This window comes from Rhodococcus sp. NPDC057529 (assembly GCF_042802055.1).
In the GTDB taxonomy this organism is placed as follows: domain Bacteria; phylum Actinomycetota; class Actinomycetes; order Mycobacteriales; family Mycobacteriaceae; genus Rhodococcus_F.
On the sequence record NZ_JBHVEY010000003.1, the window covers coordinates 187,187 to 211,475 of the forward strand.

Sequence of the window (24,289 nt, forward strand, 5' to 3'; positions counted from 1 at the left end):
CATGCCCACACTCACCATGGCTCAGGCCCTGAACACCGCGCTGCGTGACGCGCTCACCGCGGACGAGAGCGTCGTCGTCTTCGGTGAGGACGTCGGCACCCTCGGCGGCGTCTTCCGCGTCACCGACGGGCTGACCCGCGACTTCGGCGACGACCGCTGCTTCGACACCCCGCTCGCCGAATCCGGCATCATCGGCTTCGCCATCGGCATGGCGATGGCCGGGTTCAAGCCGGTCGTCGAGATGCAGTTCGACGCGTTCGCGTACCCGGCGTTCGAGCAGATCGTCTCGCACGTCGCGAAGATCCGGAACCGCACGAAGGGCGCGCTGTCGGCGCCGATCGTCATCCGCATCCCGTTCGCCGGCGGAATCGGCGGCGTCGAGCACCACTGCGATTCCAGCGAGGGCTACTACGCGCACACCCCCGGACTGAAGGTGGTGGCCCCTTCCACCGTCGAGGACGCCTACACCCTGCTGCGGGCGGCGATCGACGACCCGGACCCGGTGATCTTCCTCGAGCCGAAACGGCTGTACTTCTCCCGCGCCGACGTCGATCTCGCGGTGGGCGCGCCGATCGGGAAGGCCGCCGTCCGACGTCCGGGACGGGACGCGACCCTCGTCGCCTACGGTCCGTCGGTGACCGTCGCACTCGACACCGCCGAGGCCGCCGAGGCGGAAGGGCACGACCTCGAGGTGATCGACCTGCGGTCGATCGTGCCGTTCGACGACGAGACGGTGATGGCGTCGGTCCGGAAGACCGGGCGGTGCATCGTCATTCAGGAGGCACAGGGTTTCGCCGGTGTCGGCGCCGAGATCGCCGCCCGCGTCCAGGAACGCTGCTTCCATCACCTGCATGCCCCGGTGTTGCGGGTCAGCGGATTCGACATCCCGTACCCGGCGCCGAAACTCGAACGCCTGCACCTGCCGAACGTCGACCGCGTCCTCGACAGCGTCGACCGCTTGCAGTGGAACGATTCCGCCGACACCCGATGGGCGGTGACAGCATGAGCGGCCAGGTCTTCCTGCTCCCCGACCTCGGGGAGGGACTCACCGAGGCCGACATCGCCGAATGGCGAGTCCGGGTCGGCGACACCGTCACCGTCGACCAGGTGGTCGTCGAGGTCGAGACCGCCAAAGCCGCGGTCGAGGTACCGATTCCGTTCGAGGGCACGGTGATCTCCCTGCACGGCGACGAAGGCTCGACACTGAAGGTCGGCACCCCGCTGATCACCGTGAGCAAAACGCCTGCCGCGCACGAGCAGTACCGCGAGGAAGAAAGGGCCGGCTCGGGCAACGTGCTGATCGGGTACGGCACCAGTGAGGACACCGGTCGGCGCCGGCGTCGTGTCGCCGCGAACCGCGAAGTCGCGCAGGCCCCCACGGCTTCTGCGACGCGGGTCATCTCGCCGGTCGTCCGCAACCTCGCGCGGCGGAACGACCTCGACCTGTCGCGGCTGCCGGGCAGTGGTCCCGGTGGCGTGATCAACCGCGCCGACGTCGAGCGGGCGCTCGCCACGACACCCGACGTCGGCGACGCGCAGCGGATCCCGATCAAGGGCCTGCGCAAGGCCGTCGCCGACAAACTGTCGACGAGCCGCCGCGAAATTCCGGACGCGACGACGTGGGTGGACGTGGATGCCACCGAGCTCGTGCAGGCGCGCCGCACGATCAACGCCGCACTGCCCGAAGACGACAAGGTCGGTCTGATGGCCCTGCTCGCGCGCCTGGCCCTCGCGGCGCTGGCGAGCTACCCGGAACTGAACTCGACCGTCGACACCGACCGGGGCGAGATCGTCCAATACGGTCACGTCCATCTCGGCATCGCGGCGCAAACCCCGCGCGGTCTCGTCGTCCCGGTGATCGAGCGGGCCGACTCGCTCACCACCGTCGACCTCGCCCGGCACCTGCGGGACACCACGGCGCTGGCCCGCGAGGGGACGCTCCCGCCGTCGCGGCTGACCGGGGGCACGTTCACCCTCAACAACTACGGCGTGTTCGGTGTGGACGGTTCCACCCCGATCATCAACCATCCCGAGGCCGCGATCCTCGGCGTCGGTCGTATCGTCGACAAACCGTGGGTCGTGGACGGGCAGTTGGCCGTCCGGAAGGTGATGCAGGTGTCGCTGAGTTTCGATCACCGGGTGTGTGACGGCGGTGTCGCCGGCGGATTCCTGCGATCGTTCGCCGACTTCATCGAGAATCCGATCACCGTGCTGGGGAGGGTGTAAGTGACCGCGAACCACAGCGACGTCCTGATCCTCGGTGGCGGTTCCGGCGGCTACGCGTGCGCCTTCCGCGCCGCGCAGCTCGGGCTGTCGGTCACGTTGATCGAGGCGGACAAGATCGGCGGAACCTGCCTGCACCGCGGCTGCATCCCGACCAAGGCGCTGCTCCATTCCGCCGAGATCGCCGACACCGCGCGGACCGGTGCGGAGTTCGGCGTGCGAACGACGTTCGACGGCATCGACATCGACGCGGTGCACCGGTACAAGAACGGCACGATCGACCGGTTGCACAAGGGGCTGCAGGGCCTGGTCGCCCACCACCGAGTGTCCGTCGTGCACGGGCACGGAAAGTATCTCGGAGACAGGACGATCGAGGTGGACGGCACCCGGTACACCGGGACGTCGGTGGTGCTCGCCACCGGCTCCTACGCCCGGACCGTTCCGTCCATCGAGCTCGGTGAGCGCATCGTCACCAGCGATCAGGCACTGAATCTCGGGTTCGTCCCGGAGACGGCCATCGTCCTCGGCGGCGGCGTGATCGGTGTCGAGTTTGCCAGTGTCTGGGCGTCGTTCGGCACGGGCGTAACCATCGTCGAGGCACTGCCGTGCCTGGTCGCGGCGGAGGATCCGTGGTGCTCGACGCAACTCGAACGCGCGTTCCGCAAGCGCGGGATCTCCACTCGTACGGGCGTCACGGTCGCCGCGGCGAAGGAAACGGCGGACGGCGTCCTCGTGGAACTCGCGGGTGGCGACACCCTGGAGGCGGACATAATGCTCGTCGCGGTGGGGCGGGGGCCGCGCACCGGAGACTGCGGATTCGCCGAACACGGCATCACCTTGGACCGCGGGTTCGTCGTCACCGACGACCGGCTGCGCACCCCCGTCGACGGCGTGTATGCCGTCGGGGACATCGTGGCCGGACTTCAGTTGGCGCACCGCGGTTTCCAGCAGGGTATCTTCGTCGCCGAAGAGATCGCCGGGCTCGCCCCGGTTCCCGTGGCCGAGGATCTCGTTCCGCGGGTGACGTACTCACATCCGGAGGTCGCGTCCGTCGGCCTCACCGAGGACGCCGCCCGCGAACGGCACGGCGACGCGACGTCAGTGGTGTACGACCTCGCAGGCAACGGCAAGAGCCAGATCCTGCGAACGTCGGGCGGGATCAAGGTCGTCCGGTCCGGCGACACCGGACCGGTGGTGGGCGTGCACATGGTCGGCGACCGCGTCGGCGAACTCATCGGCGAGGCCCAGCTGACCGTCGCCTGGGAGGCTCTGCCCACCGACGTGGCGCCGTTCGTCCACGCGCACCCCACACAGAACGAGGCGCTGGGGGAGGCGATGCTCGCGTTGTCGGGGAAGCCGCTCCACACGCACGGCTGAGCGCGGCGTCGTCGATGCGCCACCACGCGAAGCGGAACGGTGCCACTATCTGATGCGGAGCAGTTTCGCTCCCAGGTACACCACCCAGCTACGGAGGAATTCGCATCATGGACTGGACTCTCGAAGTGGTCGTTCTGCCCGTCGGTGACATCGATCGTTCCGTCGCGTTCTACCGCGACAAGCTCGGTTTTCATCTCGATCACGACACCACCAACGAGGACATGCACGTCGTTCAGCTGACGCCTCCCGGTTCGGGGTGTTCGATCGTGATCGGCGACCTCCCGTCGCACACGGAGATGGCACCGGGGTCGATGAGAGGATTGCAGTTGGTGGTGGCCGACGCGACCGCGGCGCGGCAGGAGTTGCTCGACCGGGGTGTCGAGGTCAGTGAGATCACCGTGTTCGACGAGCGCGACGGGGGAACGTTCTTCGGATTCGCCGATCCCGACGGCAATACGTGGGCGGTCCAGCAGATCAGGGCGCGGGCGGAGAAGCCGCTGATTCCGGTCGAGGCCCGCGGGCGGTTCGGGGAGGACGGCTGACGGTGCGGTCGGATTCCGCCGTGAATTCCACACCCGCATCGTCCACCCCGGCCCGGCGCAGCGGATAGGTTGGGATCATGCTCATCTTGGGAACGACCGTGATCGGGGCACGCGACGTCGACCGCGCAGTCCGGTTCTGGACCGAGGCACTCGGATTGACCGCGAGCCCTCCGGTCGGCGACAACGACTTCACCAACCTGACGCGGCCCGACGGCCGACCGGTACTCGCGATCCAGCAGAGCGAACACGACGCGGAACCCGAGCCACGGCTGCACCTCGACCTGCACGCCCGCGACAGCGAAGATCAGGCCGCCGAGATCGAACGTCTCGTCGGTCTCGGCGCGCAGCGGGTGCCGTGGGACCGGTACCCGGAGGACTCGGACTTCGTGGTGCTGGCGGACAGCGAGGGCAACCGGTTCTGCGTCATCGACAACTCCCGCGCGCCTGAGGAGTGCCGGCTCGACCTGTCCTGAGCTGCCGGGCTACGCGGCTCCCGCGTACTGGGCGGGGCGGGGCAGCATCGGCCGGCAGACGGCGCGCGGGATGCCGCACACCTCGAAGAAGTCGATCACGATCGATCGGACCTGCGCGGACACGACCGCTGCGGAGAACCCGGCCGAGATCTCCTGCTGCGGCAGTGAGCGCGCGAACCGTTCGAGTTCGTCGCTGAGCTGGATTTCGTTGGGCTTCGTCGCGGGAGTCGCGAGAATCATCAGCCGCATCCGGTCGGCGAGGTGCGCCAGTTCGGCGACGGCGGCCGCCAACTGCGGATCCACCCGCTCGCCGTCGTACGTGGCGATCAGGGCCCGCCGCACCAGAACCCGGGTGTTGCGTGCGGCGTTGTCGATCGGGTCCGCGATCGACGCGAGCCGGCCGATGCGGCGACGTCCCCGCCAGTGAATCGGCGAGATCCGTGCCACCTCGGATCCGGAGCGCAGTTCGACGCGCATGCTGTCGATGGTCGACTGCGTCGAACGGGCAAGTGCGAGAGCGTCCTCCAGCGCGGAGACATCACCGTCGGCCAGCCCCTTCGACGTCTGCCGGAGGGCCGCGGACACGCTGTCCAGCACCGCGGCGGCACACCGGCGCGTCCGTCGCACGGGGTCGGTGGGCAACACGGACAACGCCACCAGACTGAGCGCACCGCCGATCAACGCATCGACGACCCGATCGAACGGGTGCGCTGCGGTCGCGGACGCCATCGCCGCGACCAACGCCGCCGACGAACCCGACTGCAGCACGATCACCGAACCACCGTCGAGGAGCACCGCGAAAGACATGGCCACCGCCACCACGAGGCAGATCTGCCACGGGCCGTTGCCGATGTACCGCACGACGACGTCCGACACGATCGTTCCGATGGTGACACCGGCGATGAGTTCACCGGCGCGGCGGCTGCGGGCGCCACGCGCGACGGAAAGGCACACGACGGCGGCCAGCGGGGCCAGCAACGGCTGCTCGTGACCGGCCACCTCGACCGACACCCACCACGCCGCCCCCGCGGTCACCGCCGTCTGTGCAATCGGCACCAGGTACCCCGCGAAGCGAAGCAACGCGGTGCGCAGCGACGGCCACGCGGTGGAGCCGGCACGTCGGAGGAGGCCGAGAATCGAGATGAGCTGGAGCACAGTGGTACAGCTTTCTGGACGATCACACGCGGGCAGGAGCACGTTCACCGCAAATCCTGTCCTGAAATTCTTACGCGCGTGTAAAAGTGGCCCCTTTCATTGCGCAGATCACGTTCTGCCCCCGGTTTCGGGCGATGCAGGTCACAACGGGTGAACGCGGTTTGGAATCTTCGTGATTCAAACCACTCGCCGGGGTCGGGAGCGACCGTACGATTCCCCCACATGCGAGGGGAATTCCTTCTCCGTGAGCGAAGTGGATGGTGCGCGTGCCCGAGGTGGGAAGTAACGGAACCAGCGGTGTCGACGGTCGGCAGCAGATCCCGTCGGGCGCGCGAGGGTACGACGGATTCGGCGGACACATCGGGCGGACGAGCGCGGAGTCGACGCCGTGGTGGAAGCCGGAGACGAAGGCCCCGGCCGGCGCGCCGAACATCGTGGTGATCCTCATCGACGACATGGGCTATGCGGACATCGGGCCGTTCGGTTCCGAGATCGACACTCCCAACCTCAACCGGCTCGCCGACAGCGGCTACCGGCTGTCGAACTACCACACCACCTCGGTCTGCTCTCCGGCCCGCGCTGCGCTGATCACCGGGCTGAACCCGCATCGCGCCGGATACGGCAGCGTCGCGAACTTCGATCCCGGCTTCCCCGGGCTGCGGATGGAACTGGCCGACGACGCGCTCAGCCTCGCCGAGATCCTCCGCGCGAACGGGTACGCCACCCACGCGGTGGGGAAGTGGCATCTCGCGCGCGACACCAACCTCGCACCGGGGCGCACCCGCGACTCCTGGCCGCTGCAACGCGGATTCGACAGCTACTACGGCTCCCTCGAAGGACTGAATTCCTTCTACTATCCGAACGAGTTGATCTCCGACAATTCGGTGGTCGACGTCGAGGAGTACCCGTCGGACTACTACGTCACCGACGACATCACCGACAAGGCCGTCGCCCGCATCAAGAGCCTGCGCGCACACGACGCCGACAAGCCGTTCTTCCTGTACTTCTCGCACATCGCCATGCACGGGCCCCACCAGGCCAAGCCCGAAGATCTCGCGAAGTACCGCGGCCGATACACCGAGGGCTGGGACACCGTGCGACGCAACCGGTTCGATGCCCAGGTCGAGGCCGGGTTCTTCCCTCCCGGAACGCCGATCGCCGAGCGGAACACCGAACCCGGCTACGACGCCCCGCGGTGGGACGAGCTCACCGAAGAGGAGCAGTTGCGGTTCGCCCGGTACCAGGAGGTCTACGCCGCCATGGTCGACAGCATCGACCAGAGCGTGGGCCGGGTCCTCGACACCCTCGACGAACTCGGCGAAACCGACAACACCATCATCGTGTTCACCTCCGACAACGGCGGCACCGCCGAAGGCGGCGCCGTGGGAACTCGTTCGTACTTCAGTCAATTCGTGCACGGACCGGTGCCGTCCGACTGGGTGCGCGACGTCCCGCACGACGAGGAACTGATCGGCTCGGAGAAGATCGGCGTCCACTATCCGCGTGGCTGGGGTCAGGCCTCGAACACGCCGTTCCGGTTCTACAAGGGGCAGACGTTCGCCGGCGGTGTCCGGGTGCCGTTCCTGTTGTCCTGGCCTGCCGGGCTCCGGCGCGCCGACGGCGACACCGGGCTGCGCAAGCACTACTCGTACGTCACCGACATCACCCCGACCCTCCTGGATCTCGCCGGGCTCGAGACGCCGACCCATCGGAACGGGCTTCCCGCGCAGGAGCGGGACGGCGTCAGCATCGCCGACGTCCTGCGGGACGCGACGCAGCCCACCCCGCACACGGAGCAGTACGCCGAGTTCGGCGGTCACCGCGGGTTCTATCGGGACGGCTGGAAACTGCTGTCGCTGCACACGGATCCGACCCGGGTCGACGATCCGCAGTGGCAACTGTTCGACGTCGAATCCGACCCCGCCGAGACGGCCGACGTCGCACACCTCTTCCCCGAGAAGGTGCGCGAACTGGCCGAGGCATGGGATCGCGCGGCCTGGCACAACACCGTGTTCCCGATCCTCAACGACCGCAAGGCCGTGCAGCGCCGGCCCGACGAGCGCCGGCTCGCGGAACCGGTGAAGATCCTCGCGGGCACACCCACGCTGGAACGGTATCGGTCCAGTGTGCTGATCCAGTACCGCGACTTCACCATCGACGTCGCCACCCACGAGATCGCAGCAGGCGAGGAGGGAGTGCTCGTCGCGCACGGCGATCCACACGGCGGCTACGTGCTCTACGTCGAGGACGGCCGGATCGTGTTCTCGGTCAACAGCTACGGCCGCGTCGCACACACGTCGGCGCCCCTGGGCGAGGGTGTGGTGGCTGTGCAGGTGCGGGCCGAGGCGACCGAATCCGTTCGGTGGAACTTCACCGTCGCGCTCACCGATGCGGCCGGGGTGACCACCGACGTCGCCACCCTCGACGACCAGTTCCAGCTCGTCGGCATGGCGCCGTGGACCGGGATCTCGGTGGGCGTCGACGCCCGCGGACCGGTGGTGTGGGATCTGCGGGAACGGCGCGGGACGTTCCGGTTCACCGGCCGACTGCGGTCGGTCACCTACACCCCCGGACCGGTGCGGGTGCCCGAACCGGTCATCCGGGAGGTCGAGGAGCTGGCCGAGGCAATGGCCGACTGACGGTCAGCTGTCGCCGCCGGAATCCTTCTTGCCGTCGGAGTTCCGGCGCCAGTGGGTGAAGCGTTCCTTGATATCGGTCGCGACGTCGCCGACACCGTTACCGACGGCGTCGACCGTCGAGCCCAGTCCGCTGCCGATCTCACGAAGCATGCGGATCAGCGGGTCGTGGGAGGCGTCGAAATTCTGCTTGTACGTCTTCGCGGCCTTGCGGAACTCTTCGCTGATCTTCGCGTCGTCGTCCTCGTGCCGGCGCGGATATTCCCCGCGCAGGATCGCGGCGTAGGCGCCGCTGTCGACCCATTTCTTCAACTCGGCGGCCCGCAGCACCGAGAACGGGTGGGCGAGCAGTTCGATGTTGAGGAGCTTGAGGACGCCGTCGCGGAGGTCCCCGCTGGCGGCGTACTCCGCGGCCTGGGCCAGGAAGGCGTCGGTGTCGATCTCACTCACCCGGGAACCGCCTGCCAGCTTCAGTTGCACGCGGAGGGCGGTGTGGACGTCCTGCCCGCACAACAATCCGGCACGGTCGCCGGACAGTTCGGACTTGCGCTGCCATTCCATGAGCGCGGCGATGATCGCGCGCAGCGCCCACCCGCCGATGGGCATCCAGCCGATGGTCCCGGCCAGCCGCATCAGATGCATGAGGATCGTGCGGTACACCGCGTGCCCGGACAGCGCATGCCCGAGTTCGTGACCGATGACTCTTCGTAATTCATCACGTCGAGCAACCCGGTGGTGACCACGATGAACGGCCGGTCCATGCCGATGGTGAAGGCATTCACCACCGGGGTCTGCAGCACGAACAGCTCGGGGGTCTCGTCGGCGCCGAGGATCCGCACGCAGTCGCTGCGGAGGTCGTGGAGATCGCTGAACTGTCGTTCGTCGACGCGCACCGACGTGGCCAGGTACATCAGCCGGTGCTGACGCTCCTGCAGCAGACCCGAGATGGTCCTGAAGACGGTGTCGAACCCCTTCAGCGTGCGCAGGGTGACGAGCGCCGCCCGGTCCGCGGGGTGCTCCCACGCCCGCGAACTGATGTCTGGGAACGCCGTGCGAACGCGGTCTGGTGTGGTGGTCAAGTCGATCCCCCTGAGTTGGTGTGCGCGGTGAACAGCCCTCCCGGTCAGGGTAGCGCCGGGCGGTCGCGACGACGGTCGTGCTGGGCACTTTGCCAACCGCCGACCGCGGCGTCCGCTCCGTGAATGCGCAGGATGCTCGAGTTTGGTCACCGGTATTGCTCAAAGTGCGTTCCGATGGTCGACTGATGTGAGAGATCTGCACTCGAGACCTCGACGATGCGGTGAGGACGGTTCCCACAGGTCCGCCTGCCCGTCACCGCCGATCCGCCTCGCTCACGAACTGGGCCGAGGAGGATCGGATTCGGTGCCCGGAACTCACAGGCAAGGACGACACCATGAACGACGCCCGTACGATCGATGCCCACACGAACCAACTCGCCCCGCGCACGAGCACTCCGGAAGCACTCGTGGAGATCGAGCAGCGGGTGTTGTGGTTGGCGACGTCGATGATCCATCACGCCAACCGGGTTCGGCCGAATCCGTCGGGGTTGAAGGTGGGTGGGCATCAGGCGTCGTGTGCGTCGATGGTGTCGATCATGACGTCGTTGTGGTTCGAGCAGTTGCGGCCCGGTGACCGGGTGTCGGTGAAACCGCATGCGTCGCCGGTGTTGCATGGCATCAACTACCTGCTGGGGGAGTTGGACGAGAAGTATCTGACGACGTTGCGGGAGTTCGGTGGCCTGCAGTCGTATCCGTCGCGGGCGAAAGATCCGGATCCGGTGGACTATTCGACCGGGTCGGTGGGGATCGGTGCGACCGCCCCGATCTGGGGTGCGATCGCCCGCCGGTATGTGAACACTCAGATCGGTTCGGCGGGGACGGGCCGGCAGTACTCGCTGGTCGGGGATGCGGAGTTGGACGAGGGCGCGGTGTGGGAGGCGATCCTGGACACCTCGGTCGCCGAACTCGGGGAGATCGTGTGGATCGTCGATCTGAATCGGCAGTCCCTGGACCGGGTGGTGCCGAACATCGCCGCCGGCCGGCTCGAATCCATGTTTGCGGCGGCGGGGTGGCAGGTGATCACCGTGAAGTTCGGGACCCTGCTCGAGTCGCTGTTCACCCGGCCGGGTGGTCCGGCGCTGCGGTCGCGGATCCTGGACATGCCCAACCCGGAATACCAGCGGCTGCTGCGCTGCACGGCGGAGCAGGTGCGGGTGCGGCTGCCCGGCGACGGCCCCGACGCCGCGGCGATCGCCTCGCTGATCGCGGAGTTGGAGGACGACACCCTGCTGGCGGCGATCCGGAATCTGGGTGGGCACGATCTCGACGCGCTGCGGGCGGCGTATGCGCGGATCGACGACACCCGGCCGACGGTGATCATCGCGTACACGATCAAGGGCCGCGGCCTGCCGACGCAGGGCCATCCGCAGAATCATTCGTCGTTGCTGACGGTCGAGCAGTACGAGCAACTGGCCGCCGAACTGGGCATGGACCCGGCCAACCCGTGGTCCCGGTTCGACACCGACAGCACCTCCGGTCGGGTTTGCGCCGCCGTCGCCCAGTGGCTCAAGCGTGACCCGATCGACCTGGCAACCCCGCCTGCGGTGCCCGCCGACATCGGCCGCACTCCCTCTGGGACGTCCACCACCCAGGCGGCGTTGGGCCGGGCGTTGCTGGATCTGTCGCGTCAGGCCCCGGACGCGGCGAAGCGGGTGGTGACGGTCAGCCCGGACGTGTCGTCGACGACGAATCTGGCGGGCTGGTTGAACAAGGTGGGGGTGTGGTCGCCGAACGAGCGCCGGAACTGGTTCGACGACGACGCCGAGACGATCATGCACTGGCGGGAAAAGCCCACCGGTCAGCACATGGAGCTCGGCATCGCGGAAACGAATCTGGTCGGGTTGATGGGGGAGTTGGGGGCGACGTGGAGTCGGTGGGGTCAGCCGTTGTTCCCGATCGGGGTGATGTACGACCCGTTCGTCGAACGGGCGCTCGAGCCCTGGTCGTATGGGATTTATGCGGGTGGGCAGTCGATCCTGGTCGGCACCCCGTCCGGGGTGACCCTGGCCGCGGAGGGTGGGGCGCATCAGTCGATCAAGACGCCGTCGATCGGGCTGGAGCAGCCCGGGTGTGTGAGTTTCGAGCCGGCGTTCGCGATCGACGTGGAGTGGACTTTGCTCGACAGTATTTCCCGGTTGGGACGGCCGGAGGGGTCGTCGTCGTATCTGCGGCTGTCGACGCGGCCGGTCGATCAAACCCTCGCCGCGGTGCCGTCGGATCCGGCGGCGCGGGAGCGTCGCCGTCGGCAGGTGGTCGCCGGCGCCTACACGCTGCGGCGCGCCGAGCGGCCGGTGGTGACGTTGGTGGGGATGGGTGCGGTGATCACCGAAACCCTCGCCGCGGCAGACCGGTTGGCCGAGCAGGGCATCGCCGCCGACGTCGTGTGCGTCACCAGCCCGGGACGGGTGTTCGAGGCGGTCCAAGCCCGCCGCGGCCTCGCCGACGGTCCGTCGTGGATCCTCGATCAGGTGTTCCCCGCCGACCGGGCGGCCCCGATGGTGACCGTGCTGGACGGGCACCCGCACACCCTCGCGTTCCTGACCGGCATCAACCAGGTGGCCGGGGCGGCGCTGGGGGTCAGCAGGTTCGGGCAGGTCGGGTCCCTCGACGACGTCTACCGCTACCACGGCATCGACACCGACAGCATCGTCCGCGCCGCCCTCGACCTCACCGACTGAAAGCTGCCGTGTCCGTGGTGGATTCACGATGCGCGTGGGACGACGACCCGGTCGTGGCGGCATGGGCCGGGTTGCCCCGGTTGGAATCACGCGTGACCGCGGATGCGTGCGTCGTCGGACTCGGCGGTTCCGGTCTCGCCGCCGTCGAGGAACTGACGGCCCGCGGACTCACGGTCGTCGGCCTCGATTCCGGCCGCGTTGCCTCGGGCGCGGCGGGACGGAACGGTGGGTTTCTGCTCGGTGGTCCGGCGGCGTTCCTGCATTCGGCGCTCGCAGCGTGGGGTGCGGCGTCGGCGGACCTGTACCGGGCGACGCTCGCCGAACTCGACCACCTCGCCGACGTGCTGGGTCCCGACGTGATCGCGCGGACCGGGTCGATCCGGCTGGCCGGACTTCCCGGCGATCCCGTCGACGACGCCGAAGCCGCCGAGCGGGCAGCCGAACTGGAGGATTGCGCCAACCTCGCACAGGCACTGCGGGACAATGCCATCGCCGTCGAATCCTACGACGGGGAGCTGGGCCAGGGCATACTCCTGCCCGATGACGCGGCGACGAATCCGTCGCGCCGAGCATTGAGCCTCGCGTCGATACTGCGGAATTCGGCTAGCTTGTATGAAAATTCGCCGGTCACCTCGATCGAGACCGGAGTCGTGCACACCGGGCACGGCACGGTGAGCGCACCGGTGATTCTGGTGGCCGTGGACGGAAAGCTCGAGCAGGTACTTCCGGAGCTGGCCGGCCGAGTCCGCACCGCGCGACTGCAGATGCTCGGCACCGCGCCCGGACTGCCGCCGCGGCTGCCGTGCCCGGTGTACGGGCGGTGGGGATACGACTACGCCCAGCAATCCACCGACGGCCGATTGCTGGTCGGCGGTGGCCGCGACCTGTTCGCCGACGCCGAGTGGACGTCCGACGCGGAGCCGACCCGACCGGTGCAGTCCCACATCGAGCGGGTCGCCGAACGAATTGCCCGGCGGCCGGTGTCGGTGACACGAAGGTGGGCGGCGTCCGTCGGCTTCACTCCCGACGGTCGCCCCCTGTGCTGCGAGGTGCGGCCCGGCGTCTTCGCGGTCGGAGGGTACAACGGGACCGGCAATCTGGTGGGGCCCGTCGCCGCCCGGGCCGCGGTCGCACTGGCGCTGGACGGAATCGCGCCGCCGGGCTATCTGGTTGCGTCGGTAGCCGACTGAATTCGACGCTCCCGACTCTGCCGTGCAAAACCGGCAACGGTGACGGCGATGTTGCTCGCGGCTATGAGGCCGATTCCGGTCAACTGGTGGGCAGACAGCATCTGATGCAGGATCAGCCAGCCGGACAGCGCGGCCCACACCGGGTTCAGGCTGGTGAGGGTTCCGAACAGGCCCGCGGGCAGTCGTCGCAGTGTGATGAGGTCGGCGGCGAAAGGTATGGCGGAAGCCAGGATCCCGCACGCCACCGCGAAGACCAGCGATTCGCCGGTCGGCGGGTGGTGGACGAACCAGACAGCCGTCAACGGAATCCACGCTACGGCGGACAGTGCGCTGGCGGCAGCGGTTCCCTGAACGCCGGGAAGTCGTTGGCCCAGAGTCCGATTGAGCAGAATGTACCCGGCCCACGCCGCCGCGGCCGTCAGGGCCGATCCGATCCCGAGGTAATCGGTGGTCGGGCCGGGATCGGTGAGCACCAGGACGCCGGCGCCCGCCACGATCGCGCACGCGACGTCGACGACACGTCGCGAGGTGAGCACTGCCACGGCCAGCGGGCCGAGGAACTCCAGCGTCACCGCCAGTCCGAGACCGATGCGCTCGACGGCGATGTACAGACTGGCGTTCATGACGCTGAAGACCACCGCAAGCCCGAGGACCGGCCGGAACTGCGCACCGGTCATCGACCGGAACCGAGGCCGCACGGCGGCGCCGAGGACCACTGCGGTGACGAGTTGGCGCACCGCGACCACCCCGACCGGCCCGATGACCGGGAACGCCAGTGCGCCGATCGCGGCCCCGGCCTGGTTGCTGACGGAACTTCCGACCATCGTCGCGACACCCATCTGGACGTTCGATCGTGGCTGTGTCACGACAGATACGGTAGGTCGGCTGCTCGGATACGTAAAATGCATTCTGTGGGGGAGGTATACGCTTTGGTTATGGATTGGACCTTGCGGGAACTGCGATACTTCGTCACCGCCTGCGATCTCGGATCGTTCACCGACGCCGCGGCCGAACTCGACGTGTCCCAGGCCGCTGTCTCGCGCACCATCGCGAGCCTGGAGAACCGGCTGGGTGAGCGTCTCGTCCGGCGGACGCCGCGTGGCTGCGAACCCGCAGCGCTCGGGCAGCATGTGATGCCGCAGGTCCGGCGGGTGCTCGCGGAAGTCGCCAAGCTCGACGAGGTGATCCGCACCCGGCAGGCCATCCTTCGGGTGGGTTACGCGTGGGCCGCCGTCGGCCGTCACACCACACCGTTGCTGCGCACGTGGCCGAAGGCGCATCCCGACATCGACCTGCAATTGGTTCGGCACAACTCCCACACCGCGGGGCTGGCCGAAGGCGTCTGTGACGCGGCGATCGTGCGCACGCCCGTCGACTCGCGCCGATTCGATTCCGTCGTCATCGGCCTCGAACGCCGCATGGTTGCGTTCGCGTCGGACGACCCGGAGTGGCGCCGTCGACGGCAGGTGACGATGTCGGAGATCGCCACGCGCACAATCGTGATCGATCCCCGGACCGGCACGACCTCCAGCGAGTTGTGGACCGCGGGAACGGGTCCGGAGCGCTTCGTCGAATCCACCGATGTGGAGGAGTGGCTCGACACCATCGCCGCGGGCCGGGGTGTCGGAACCACCGCGGAAGCGACGGCGTCGCACCATCCTCGCGACGGCGTCACCTACCGCCCCATCAGCGATGGCCCGCGGGTTCCGGTGCACCTGGCCTGGTGGCGTCACGACCCACCGACCGGACTCGCCGCGCTGATCGACACCCTCACCGCGACCTACACCGACGCGCCCCGCTAGCGGCGTGAGACGGCGACCGTCGTTGCTCCGGGTGAAATGCCGGCGCGGATTCCGATCGCACCGGCCTCGCCGCGGTTGGTGACGTCGAGTTTCTGCAGCACGCTGGCGACGTGGAACTTGACCGTGCTCTCGCTGATGCCCAGTTCGGAGGCTATGGCCTTGTTGCGTTTGCCGACCGTCAGATGCGCGAGGACCTCGAGTTCCCGGGGATTGAGGGTGGACAACAGGTGCTCGTCCGGGCGTGCGGCCGGGGGATCCAGCGGAATCACGAGCGACACCCGACTACCCCACCCGGCGATGCTTTCGATGTCGACGCGTCCGCGCAGCGTGTGCAGCCGCCCGGCCAGTTGCCGGGTGAGGGCGCTGCCGTCGATCGCCCCGGAGCCCTGATCTCGGACCTCGAGCAGCACGTTGTCGCCGTCGCAGTCCCACGCGACCCGCAGCCGGGCCAGCACGGGTTGCGCCCCGAACGCCAGGACGATGGTGCGGACCATCGCCCTGGCCGCATGCGCGATCTCGCCCGGAAGCGGTCGCCCGTCCGCCGGGGGATCGACGTAGTCGATCTCGACCTCGCAATGCCGCAGCAGCGGACGTAGTTCTCCCTGGAGCCGGGCGAACGCGGTGGTGACCGCCTCCTCGGAGAGGGCGCGGTCGGCATCGCCCGCCGATCGCAGCGCGATCAACGCCGCCGACGCCGTCTCGCTGGCGGTGATGCGGGAGCGGCGATCGTCGAGATCGTTCGATCGCAGTGTCCCCAGGATCGAGGACAGGGTGGCGTCGTGAATTTCGGTGAGTTCGGCGATGGTGCGGGCCCGTTCACTGGACGCGGCGCGGGACTCGGCGAGGTAGTCGGGGCTGGCCTGCGCGACCTGCTGACGGATCGAGGTGGCGACGATCCCGAACAGCGCCACGATCAGGTCCGGGTCGGGCGGTTCGGGTTGCACCCGCTTGGGCACGACGACCAGCAGGGTGTCGGTGGCATCGCGCACCACCCAGAGCGGACGCCGCGCCCCTCCGAGAATGTGGACCCCGTCGAAAACCGTGCCGAGGTCGGCCGACTTCTTCAGTGCGTCGAGTTCGTCGATGGTGACGCGGTCGACGATCTCCCGGTTCCCGGCGACCTTCCGTGGTCGCCCGGTGCATTCACACGTGAAGATCACCAGCGAGTCATGCGACCACAGTGAGGTCAGATACCGGGAGAAGCGCGCCGCGATGTCCGGCAGCGGGCCCGCGATCACGGAGCGCATGTCCACCCATGACTGCGCTTGCTTCCGATCGGTGTCCTCGACGCTTGCCACGGCATCCACCGTAGAGCGGATCGGTGTGCCGGGGCACTGGCCATCCGGCCAGCGCGCACTCGTCGAGCGACCGGGTGCCGACCGGGTGCGGGCTCGGCAATCTTGTCTCCACGACCGGACCCGCTATACCGAGGAGGATCATGACCGTCACCGTCGAAGACACTCGAACACGGTTCGACGATGGGCGTCGCATCGTGCTGGACGAGAACGAACGGCTGCTCAATTCCGTTGCCGCCGAACAGTGGGACCGTGCCGGCGGGTTGATCACCTCCGCCCGCGCGGTGTTCGTGATCGGCAACGGACGCAGCGGCCTGGCCGTGCAGATGGCCGCGATGCGGCTGATGCACCTCGGCCTGCGCGTCCATGTGGCCGGTGAGGTCACCGCCCCCGCCGTCGGCGCCGGGGACGTCCTGATCGCGGTATCGGGATCCGGGACCACCGCCTCGGTGATCGGCGCCGCCGATACCGCCAGGAAGGTCGGCGCCTCCGTCGTCGCGGTCACCACCGCCGCCGAGTCGCCGCTCGCGCAGCGGGCCGACGAGATCCTCGTGCTCCCGGCGGCCGACAAGCAGGACCACAGCGCCGCCATCACCGCGCAGTACGCGGGCAGCCTGTTCGAGCAGTCCGTCCTCCTCGCCTTCGACGCGCTGTTCCAGGCGCTGTGGCACAGCGTCGATCAGACCGCCGAGCGGCTGTGGGAACGCCACGCCAACATCGGCTGAACCAGCACCACCCCTGAACCCCCAAGAAAGAAACAGGAGAAATACATGACGAAGCTGCAGGTAGCAGTCGACCTTCTCACCACCGCGGACGCACTGGCACTGACCAACAAGGTGGCCCCGTACGTCGACATCATCGAGTTGGGCACGCCGCTCATCAAGAGCGCCGGCCTCGGTGTGATCAGCGCCGTGAAGGCAGCGCACCCCGACAAGGAGGTCTTCGCGGACCTCAAGACCGCCGACGCCGGTTTCCTCGAGGCCGACCTCGCGTTCGAAGCCGGTGCCGACCTGGTCACCGTCCTCGGTGCCGCCGGTGACGCCACCATCAAGGGTGCCGTCGAGGCCGGTGAGAAGCACGGCAAGAAGGTCGTCGCCGACCTGATCGGTGTCGAGAACCGTGTCGAGCGGGCCCGCGAGATCGCCAAGCTCGGTGTCGCGTTCGTCGAGATCCACGCCGGACTCGACGAGCAGGCCCAGCCCGGGTACTCGATCCAGACCCTGCTCGACGACGGCAAGATCGCCGGCGTGCCGTTCTCGATCGCCGGTGGCGTGAAGGTCGACACCATCAAGGCCGTCCGTGATTCCGGTGCGGACGTCGCCGTCGCCGGTGGCGCCATCTACAGCGCCGCCGACCCGGCCGCCGCGGCGAAGGCCCTCAAGGACGCACTCGCCAAGTAGTCTTCCGGAACCCGAAATACCCTGAGCAGAATCGCTGCTCAGGGTATTTCGCGTGCCTGGGAACTACGGGAGACAGGTGAGTGCCAAAGCGTGCCGGGGCACACTTTGGCACTCACGTGGGGCGACTACCGCGCTGAAAACTAGAGCGTGCGCCACACCCGGCCGGAGCGGCTCAGGATGTCGTCGGCGGACGCGGGGCCCGAGGTGCCTGCCGGGTAGGTGTCCGGCCGGCCGGCCGCGGCCCAGTGCTGCAGGAGGGGGTCGATGATCCGCCAGGAGTGCTCGACTTCCGCGCGACGGGGAAACAGTGTTCCGTCCCCACGGAGGACGTCACCGATCAGCCGCTCGTACGCCTCCGGCGCCGGATCGAACACCGATCGGAAGTCCATGCCCAAGCTCACCGGCTGGATCTGCATGCCCCCGCCCGGGCGCTTGGCGCCGATGTGCAATTCGATCCCGTCGTCGGGTTGGACGCGGAACACGAGGACGTTCGAGACGCCGGCGGCGCGGGCCGCGGGCGACCCGTGAGCGGGTGGCGTGAACGTGACCGCGATCTCGGTGGTCCTGCGCGCCAGCCGTTTTCCGGTGCGGATGTAGAACGGCACTCCCGCCCAGCGGCGGGTGGTGATCCCGATGGTCAGGGCGGCGAAGGTCTCGGTCGACGAGTCGGCAGGGAACCCGTCCTCCTCCGTCAGGCCGGGCAGCCGAACGTCGTCGTCGATGCCGGGCCCGTACTGGCCGCGGGCCGACGTCTGATCCAGAGGTCCGAGTAGTTCGGTGGCGGAAAGGATCTTGACCTTCTCGGCGGCGATGCTGTCGGCGTCGAAGCCGACGGGTTCCTCCATCGCGATCAGCGCCAGCAACTGGAGCAGGTGGTTCTGGATGACGTCGCGGGCGGCGCCGACGCCGTCGTAATAGCCGGCCCGCCCGGTCACCCCGACACTCTCGGCCATCGTGATCTGCACGTGGTCGATGTGCCGGTTGTTCCACAGCGGTTCGAACATCCCGTTCGCGAACCGCAGCGCGAGGATGTTCTGTACCGTTTCCTTGCCCAGATAGTGGTCGATCCGGTAGATCGACGACGGTGGAAAGTATTGGGCCAGTACGACCTCGAGTGCCCGGGAGCTCGGCAGGTCGTGACCGAACGGCTTCTCGACCACCACCCGTCGCCACCCGCGCGCGGGCCGATTCAACCCGACGACCGCGAGCCGGCTGCACACGGTGGCGAAAGCGGACGGCGGGACCGACAGGTAGAAGACGTAATTGTCCGGCTTGCCGCGGCGCTGATCGAGGACGGCCAACAGCGAAGCCAGCTGCCTGAATCCGCCCGGATCGTCGAACGACCCCTCGACCAGGTGGATGCGCTGTGTCAGGGACTGCCAGACTGCGGGGTCGAACGGCCGCCGGGCGTGAGCTTTCACCGATTCCCGCAACACCGGTTCGCTGTTCGCGGCGTCGCGGGCGAATCCGACGAGATCGAATCCCGCGGGTAGCTGACCACAATGCGCGAGATCGTAGATGGCGGGAACCAGTTTCTTGCGGGCCAGATCCCCGGTGATGCCGAAGATCACCAGCGAAGACAAGTCGGCCACCGGGCCGAGGTCACCGATCACCAGTTCCCCGCCGACGCGGCCACCGACCTCGCTCGAGAGCGGGACGCTCTGCTGCACTTCAGACACGGTCACTTCTGCTGCACTCCGTACATTCGCTCCTCGACAGGCGCATTCGGACAATGCGTCGGCTATCAGTGTCGGAGTGGCGAACGGCGAAAGCACTTGGCCGGGCGGCCAGTAGCGGCTCCCCATCCGGTCAGGTGAACCGCGCGTCGCGCGGCACTACACATAGAGCAGGTACTCGACGGATCGACGGCGAAAGTGAAACGGTGACGATGAAACTCGGTGTGGTAGGGCTCGGTCGGATGGGATCGAACATGCGCGAACGTCTGCGTGAGAAGGGGCACGACGTCCTCGGCTACGATCCGAATCCCGACGTCAGCGACGTCCGCAGCCTGGAGGCCCTCGTCGAGGCCCTTCCCGCACCCCGGGCGGTGTGGGTGATGGTGCCCGCCGGTGCGCCCACCCGCCAGGTGATCGAGTAACTCTCCCGGCTCCTCGCCCCCGGCGACGTGGTCGTCGACGGCGGCAACTCCCGGTTCACCGACGACAAGGTGAACGCAGCCCTGCTCGCCGAACACGACGTCCGCTACGTCGACTGCGGAGTCTCCGGCGGCGTCTGGGGACGTCGGAACGGGTACGCGCTCATGGCCGGTGGCCACGAGGGCGACATCGCAAGGCTGTTACCGATTTTCGACGCACTCCGCCCCGAAGGGGACCGTGCGGACTCGTTCGTCCATGCCGGCGGCATCGGAGCCGGGCACTACGCGAAGATGGTGCACAACGGGATCGAATACGGGCTCATGCAGGCGTACGCCGAGGGCTACGAACTCCTCGCGGCCGAGGAATCCATCGCGGACGTCCCGGCGGTGCTGCGGGCCTGGTCGCAGGGCACCGTGGTGCGTTCCTGGCTGCTCGACCTTCTGGTGCGGGCCCTCTCCGACGACCCGGACCTGGCCGCGATCTCCGGCTACACCGAGGACTCCGGAGAAGGCCGCTGGACGGTCGAGGAAGCAATCGCCCACGCCGTCCCCGCCCCCGTGATCTCCGCGGCACTGTTCGCCCGGTTCGCGTCCCGTCAGGACGACTCCCCGGCGATGAAGGCGGTCTCCGCGCTGCGCCGGCAGTTCGGTGGACACGCCGTCCGCAGCGCCGAGCCGATCGAGGTCGCGTAACCCGTGACCGCGACGTCCGTATCACCGAGCATCACAGCATTTCTCGAATGGCAGCGCCTGCAGGATCACTACAGCGACATCGGCTCGGTGCATCTGAGGGAATTGTTCGGCGCCGACCCACGGCGGGGCCGGGATCTGACGGTCACCGCCGGTGATCTGTTCATCGACTACAGCATGAGCCGCATCGACCGCGACACGCTGCCGCTGCTCGTCGCGCTGGCCCGTGCCGCCGGCCTCGAGGACCACCGCGACTGCATGCTCCGCGGGAACCCGGTCAACACCACGGAGAACCGGCCCGCCCTGCACACCGCGTTGCGGCTGCCCCCATCTGCGGAACTGTCCGTGGATGGGCGCGACGTCGTCGCCGACGTGCATCGCGTGCTCGACCGGATGGCCACTTTCACCGACCGGGTGCGCAGCGGCCGGTGGCGAGGGGCCACCGGCCGGCGCATCACCACCGTCGTCAACATCGGAATCGGCGGCTCCGACCTCGGTCCGCGGATGGTGTGCCAGGCGCTGCGCCCCTACTCCCACCCCGATCTGTCGATGCGGTTCGTCTCCAACGTCGATCCGGCCGACCTGCTGGCCGCCCTCGACGGCCTCGACCCGGCGACCACCCTGTTCGTCGTCGCGTCGAAGACCTTCACGACGATCGAGACCCTCACCAACGCCACCGCGGCCCGGTCCTGGGTCACCGGGGCGCTCGGGGAGGACGCGGTCGACCGGCATTTCGTCGCCGTGTCCACCAACGCGACGAAGGTGGCCGAGTTCGGCATCGACCCGGCCAACATGTTCGAGTTCTGGGACTGGGTCGGTGGCCGCTACTCGATCGGCTCGGCGATCGGCCTGCCGGTGATGCTCGCGATCGGACGAGGTGCGTTCGGCGACTTCCTCGCCGGCATGCACACCGTGGACCGGCACTTCGCGACGGAGCCGCTCGAGTCGAACGCACCGGTCCTGCTCGGTCTGTTGGGTTTCTGGTATGCGAACTTCTTCGGTGCCGAGACCCGGGCGGTCCTGCCCTACGCCAACGACCTCGCCGCCCTGCCCGCGTACCTGCAGCAACTCGCGATGGAATCGAACGGCAAGTCTGTGCAGCTGAACGGGATGCCGACCGACGTCCCCACCGAGGCGATCTGGTGGGGTGAGCCCGGCACCAACGGGCAGCACGCCTTCTACCAGCTCCTGCACCAGGGCACCCGCATGGTTCCCGTCGACTTCCTCGGATTCGCCGAACCGGCCGCCGATCTGCCGCTGAGCGACGGCAGCGGCAGCATGCACGACGTTCTGGTCAGCAACTTGCTCGCCCAGCGCAGAGTGCTCGCATTCGGCCGCACCGCCGCGGATCTCGCCGCCGAGGGGATCCGGGAAGACCTCATTCCCCACCAGGTGATGGCGGGGAATCGTCCGTCGACCACGATTCTCGCCCCCGAGCTGAGCCCCGGCGTGCTCGGGCAGCTGATCGCGCTCTACGAGCACCAGGTCTTCACCGAAGGTGTGCTGTCGAACATCAACTCGTTCGACCAGTGGGGTGTCGAACTCGGCAAGGATCAAGCCCTGCAACTACACCGGGCAGTCGGTGGGAACGGGGTCGCCGAGGGAGTGGACAGTTCCACCGAAGCGATCGTGCAGTGGTACCGGGCAATCCGGGACGGTTCCGGGTGAACGTGAGCACCGCCGCTCAATGAGCGTCATCGCATCATCTCGCTCCGGATGGCGTCCTGGACCTTCTCCCGGGTTCCGGCGATGTGGCCCGCCATCTCGGCGAGATCTGCGGTTCGGTTGAACGACTCGGTGTGTTGCGAGAGCTCCTCGAGTTGTCGCAACACGTCCGGGCCGGCGACGACCTTTGCCTGGCTGAGCAGGCCGTCCAATTCTTCGATGCCGATAGTCTCCGTCTCGGCAGCGGAATTCGGCGCCCCCGCGTGTGCTTGTGCTGCGAGGCGGGCCGTCGCTCCCAGTAACTCGGCATAGATGGCGAGCCGCAGCTTCATGAGCTGGTCTTTCCGCGCATTCTTGCTGCGCAGGCGTTCCGCGATCCACGGTGAGACGGCCGTGCCGATGATCCCGGCGATGCCCATCCACATGATCGGATTCACGATCCATCCCTCCAGTGCCTCCGTCGTGCCGAATTCGGAACGCTCCCAGCTCAGTTCTCGTTGTCGCCGAAGATGGCCTTCGCTTCGAGGTATTCGGCGAGACCGAATCTGCCGAACTCGCGGCCGTTGCCTGATTGTTTGTAGCCGCCGAAGGGCGCGTCGAACGCCAGCGGCGCCCCGTTGACGTGGACCATTCCCGTCCGCATTTTCCGGGCGACGTTCCGTGCGCGCTGCGTGTCGCTCGAGGAGACCATTCCGGAGAGCCCGTACGTGGTGTCGTTCGCGATGCGGATCGCGTCGGCCTCGTCCTCGTAGCCGATCAACATCATGACGGGGCCGAAGATCTCCTCCCGCGCGATGGTCATGTCGTTCGTGACATTCGCGAACACGGTGGGCCGGACGAAGTATCCGGCGGAGAGCCCGGGCGGGCGGCCGACACCGCCGGCGACGAGTGTGCCGCCCTCGTTGATGCCGGTCTGGATCAGACGCTGAACCTTGTCGAACTGTGCCTGCGAGACGAGGGGACCCACGGTCGTTCCGTCGGCGTCCGGAGGCCCGACCACGATCGTCTCGGCGGCCGCCTTCGCGATCGCGCAGGCCTCGTCCATGCGATCCGACGGAACGAGGATGCGAGAGCCCGCGTTACAGGACTGGCCCGCATTGACGACCACGCCCGTCACGTCCCGGGTGATGACTTCGTCGAAGTCCGCGTCGACCAGCACGATGTTCGCCGACTTGCCGCCGAGTTCCTGCGCGACGCGTTTCACGGTCGGCGCGGCATTCCGCGCGACCTCGACACCGGCACGGGTCGATCCGGTGAACGACACCATGTCGACGTCCGGATGCGTCGACAGGGCGGCTCCGACGGTAGGTCCGTCACCGTGAACAAGGTTGAAGACGCCGGCCGGGACCCCCGCTTCGTGGAGTATCTCTGCGAAGATGATCGCATTGAGGGGCGCGATCTCGGACGGCTTCAGCACCATCGTGCATCCGGCGGCCAGTGCGGGCGCAACTTTCGCGGCGATCTGATTGACGGGCCAATTCCACGGTGTGATGAACGCGCACACGCCGACCGGCTCGTGCACGACCGTCGTGGTGCCGATCTTCTCCTCGAATTCGAACCTGCGGAGCGCATCGAGGGCGGCGGCAAGGTGCGCCATGCCGCACGGTGCCTGAGCGGTCGCGGCGAGCCCCGCAGGTGCGCCCATCTCCTGGGTGATGGTCGTGGCGAGGTCGTTCATCCGCCGCCCGTAGACCTCGATGACCCTGCTCAGCAACTCGATTCGGTCGGCACGGGTCGTCGCCGCGTAACTGTCGAACGCTGTTCGCGCCGCGGTGACGGCTCGGTCGACGTCCTTCTCGTCCCCCAGCGCGATCGTGGCGATGGCCATCTCCGTCGCAGGGTTGACGACGTCGAGCGTGTCGGTGCCGATCGGCTCGACCCACTCGCCGTCGATGTAGAACTTCCGGGTGTTCTGCATGGTGCTCCCTCGTTGTCTGCCGTCCGGTGTGTGCGGCATGTGACAACGATGACGTCTCGCCGTCCCGACGT

At 68.0% G+C, this 24,289-nt stretch carries 18 protein-coding genes and 2 pseudogenes; 13 read left to right on the forward strand and 7 right to left on the reverse strand.

What is annotated here, in order from left to right; all coding sequences use genetic code 11:
* Position 1: 1 nt before the first annotated feature.
* From ACFU5V_RS06850 to ACFU5V_RS06870, 5 genes are all read left to right on the forward strand, one after another.
* Positions 2-1,006 (forward strand): alpha-ketoacid dehydrogenase subunit beta, encoded by a 1,005-nt coding sequence (locus ACFU5V_RS06850; RefSeq protein WP_378697879.1) that lies wholly within the window; start codon positions 2-4, stop codon positions 1,004-1,006.
* Positions 1,003-2,226 carry a dihydrolipoamide acetyltransferase family protein gene (locus tag ACFU5V_RS06855; RefSeq protein WP_378697881.1) on the forward strand — a complete coding sequence of 408 codons (1,224 nt, stop codon included), beginning with the start codon at positions 1,003-1,005 and terminating at the stop codon, positions 2,224-2,226. Before ACFU5V_RS06850 ends, ACFU5V_RS06855 begins: the two co-directional genes overlap by 4 nt.
* Positions 2,227-3,600: a dihydrolipoyl dehydrogenase gene (gene lpdA, locus ACFU5V_RS06860; protein ID WP_378697883.1), complete on the forward strand. Its 1,374-nt coding sequence runs from the start codon at positions 2,227-2,229 to the stop codon at positions 3,598-3,600. It abuts the gene before it with no gap.
* A gap of 107 nt (positions 3,601-3,707) precedes the next feature.
* Positions 3,708-4,142, forward strand: coding sequence for a VOC family protein (locus ACFU5V_RS06865; protein WP_378697885.1), 435 nt, complete (start codon positions 3,708-3,710; stop codon positions 4,140-4,142).
* Positions 4,143-4,219: 77 nt separating this feature from the next.
* The gene (locus ACFU5V_RS06870) at positions 4,220-4,615 is read left to right on the forward strand and encodes a VOC family protein (RefSeq protein ID WP_378697887.1); all 396 of its coding nucleotides are present in this window, start codon (positions 4,220-4,222) and stop codon (positions 4,613-4,615) included.
* A 9-nt stretch (positions 4,616-4,624) separates the two neighbouring features.
* Here ACFU5V_RS06870 and ACFU5V_RS06875 read toward each other — a convergent pair whose 3' ends face one another.
* Positions 4,625-5,770 (reverse strand): aromatic acid exporter family protein, encoded by a 1,146-nt coding sequence (locus ACFU5V_RS06875; protein WP_378697889.1) that lies wholly within the window; start codon positions 5,768-5,770, stop codon positions 4,625-4,627.
* 275 nt (positions 5,771-6,045) lie between these two features.
* Here ACFU5V_RS06875 and ACFU5V_RS06880 point away from each other — a divergent pair, with 275 nt between their 5' ends.
* Positions 6,046-8,409 carry an arylsulfatase gene (locus ACFU5V_RS06880; RefSeq protein WP_378698415.1) on the forward strand — a complete coding sequence of 788 codons (2,364 nt, stop codon included), beginning with the start codon at positions 6,046-6,048 and terminating at the stop codon, positions 8,407-8,409.
* 3 nt (positions 8,410-8,412) lie between these two features.
* On the opposite strand, the pseudogene ACFU5V_RS06885 reads toward ACFU5V_RS06880, so the two are convergent.
* A pseudogene (locus ACFU5V_RS06885) lies at positions 8,413-9,485 on the reverse strand (M48 family metallopeptidase).
* A 335-nt stretch (positions 9,486-9,820) separates the two neighbouring features.
* On the opposite strand from ACFU5V_RS06885, the gene ACFU5V_RS06890 reads away from it, so the two are divergent.
* Positions 9,821-12,163: a pyruvate dehydrogenase gene (locus ACFU5V_RS06890; protein ID WP_378697891.1), complete on the forward strand. Its 2,343-nt coding sequence runs from the start codon at positions 9,821-9,823 to the stop codon at positions 12,161-12,163.
* Between the two features lie 17 nt (positions 12,164-12,180).
* Positions 12,181-13,353 (forward strand): NAD(P)/FAD-dependent oxidoreductase, encoded by a 1,173-nt coding sequence (locus tag ACFU5V_RS06895; protein ID WP_378698417.1) that lies wholly within the window; start codon positions 12,181-12,183, stop codon positions 13,351-13,353.
* Here the strand turns inward: ACFU5V_RS06895 and ACFU5V_RS06900 are convergent.
* Positions 13,326-14,219, reverse strand: coding sequence for a DMT family transporter (locus ACFU5V_RS06900; RefSeq protein ID WP_378697893.1), 894 nt, complete (start codon positions 14,217-14,219; stop codon positions 13,326-13,328). The genes ACFU5V_RS06895 and ACFU5V_RS06900 overlap by 28 nt on opposite strands.
* A 69-nt stretch (positions 14,220-14,288) precedes the next feature.
* Here ACFU5V_RS06900 and ACFU5V_RS06905 point away from each other — a divergent pair, with 69 nt between their 5' ends.
* Positions 14,289-15,155 carry a LysR family transcriptional regulator gene (locus tag ACFU5V_RS06905; RefSeq protein WP_378429889.1) on the forward strand — a complete coding sequence of 289 codons (867 nt, stop codon included), beginning with the start codon at positions 14,289-14,291 and terminating at the stop codon, positions 15,153-15,155.
* On the opposite strand, the gene ACFU5V_RS06910 is transcribed toward ACFU5V_RS06905, so the two are convergent.
* Positions 15,152-16,402, reverse strand: a complete 1,251-nt coding sequence (locus ACFU5V_RS06910; protein ID WP_378698419.1) for a LuxR C-terminal-related transcriptional regulator — start codon at positions 16,400-16,402, stop codon at positions 15,152-15,154. The genes ACFU5V_RS06905 and ACFU5V_RS06910 overlap by 4 nt on opposite strands.
* A gap of 191 nt (positions 16,403-16,593) precedes the next feature.
* Between ACFU5V_RS06910 and hxlB the strand changes: the two genes are divergently transcribed.
* Both hxlB and hxlA read left to right on the forward strand, forming a co-directional pair.
* Positions 16,594-17,175 carry a 6-phospho-3-hexuloisomerase gene (gene hxlB, locus ACFU5V_RS06915; RefSeq protein ID WP_378697895.1) on the forward strand — a complete coding sequence of 194 codons (582 nt, stop codon included), beginning with the start codon at positions 16,594-16,596 and terminating at the stop codon, positions 17,173-17,175.
* 45 nt (positions 17,176-17,220) lie between these two features.
* On the forward strand, positions 17,221-17,850 hold the full coding sequence (gene hxlA / locus ACFU5V_RS06920) for a 3-hexulose-6-phosphate synthase (RefSeq protein WP_378697897.1): 630 nt from the start codon (positions 17,221-17,223) through the stop codon (positions 17,848-17,850).
* 140 nt (positions 17,851-17,990) lie between these two features.
* Here the strand turns inward: hxlA and zwf are convergent, their stop codons facing one another.
* A complete protein-coding gene (gene zwf, locus ACFU5V_RS06925) occupies positions 17,991-19,535 on the reverse strand; it encodes a glucose-6-phosphate dehydrogenase (protein WP_378697899.1) in 1,545 nt (514 codons plus the stop codon).
* A gap of 47 nt (positions 19,536-19,582) precedes the next feature.
* Between zwf and gnd the strand changes: the two are divergent.
* A pseudogene (gene gnd / locus ACFU5V_RS06930) lies at positions 19,583-20,638 on the forward strand (phosphogluconate dehydrogenase (NAD(+)-dependent, decarboxylating)).
* 3 nt (positions 20,639-20,641) lie between these two features.
* The gene (gene pgi, locus ACFU5V_RS06935) at positions 20,642-22,303 is read left to right on the forward strand and encodes a glucose-6-phosphate isomerase (RefSeq protein WP_378697901.1); all 1,662 of its coding nucleotides are present in this window, start codon (positions 20,642-20,644) and stop codon (positions 22,301-22,303) included.
* A 26-nt stretch (positions 22,304-22,329) separates the two neighbouring features.
* Here the strand turns inward: pgi and ACFU5V_RS06940 are convergent, their stop codons facing one another.
* Complete coding sequence (locus tag ACFU5V_RS06940) at positions 22,330-22,737, reverse strand: hypothetical protein (RefSeq protein ID WP_378697904.1); 408 nt, start codon at positions 22,735-22,737, stop codon at positions 22,330-22,332.
* Between the two features lie 50 nt (positions 22,738-22,787).
* Positions 22,788-24,218 (reverse strand): aldehyde dehydrogenase family protein, encoded by a 1,431-nt coding sequence (locus ACFU5V_RS06945; RefSeq protein WP_378697906.1) that lies wholly within the window; start codon positions 24,216-24,218, stop codon positions 22,788-22,790.
* Positions 24,219-24,289 lie beyond the last annotated feature (71 nt).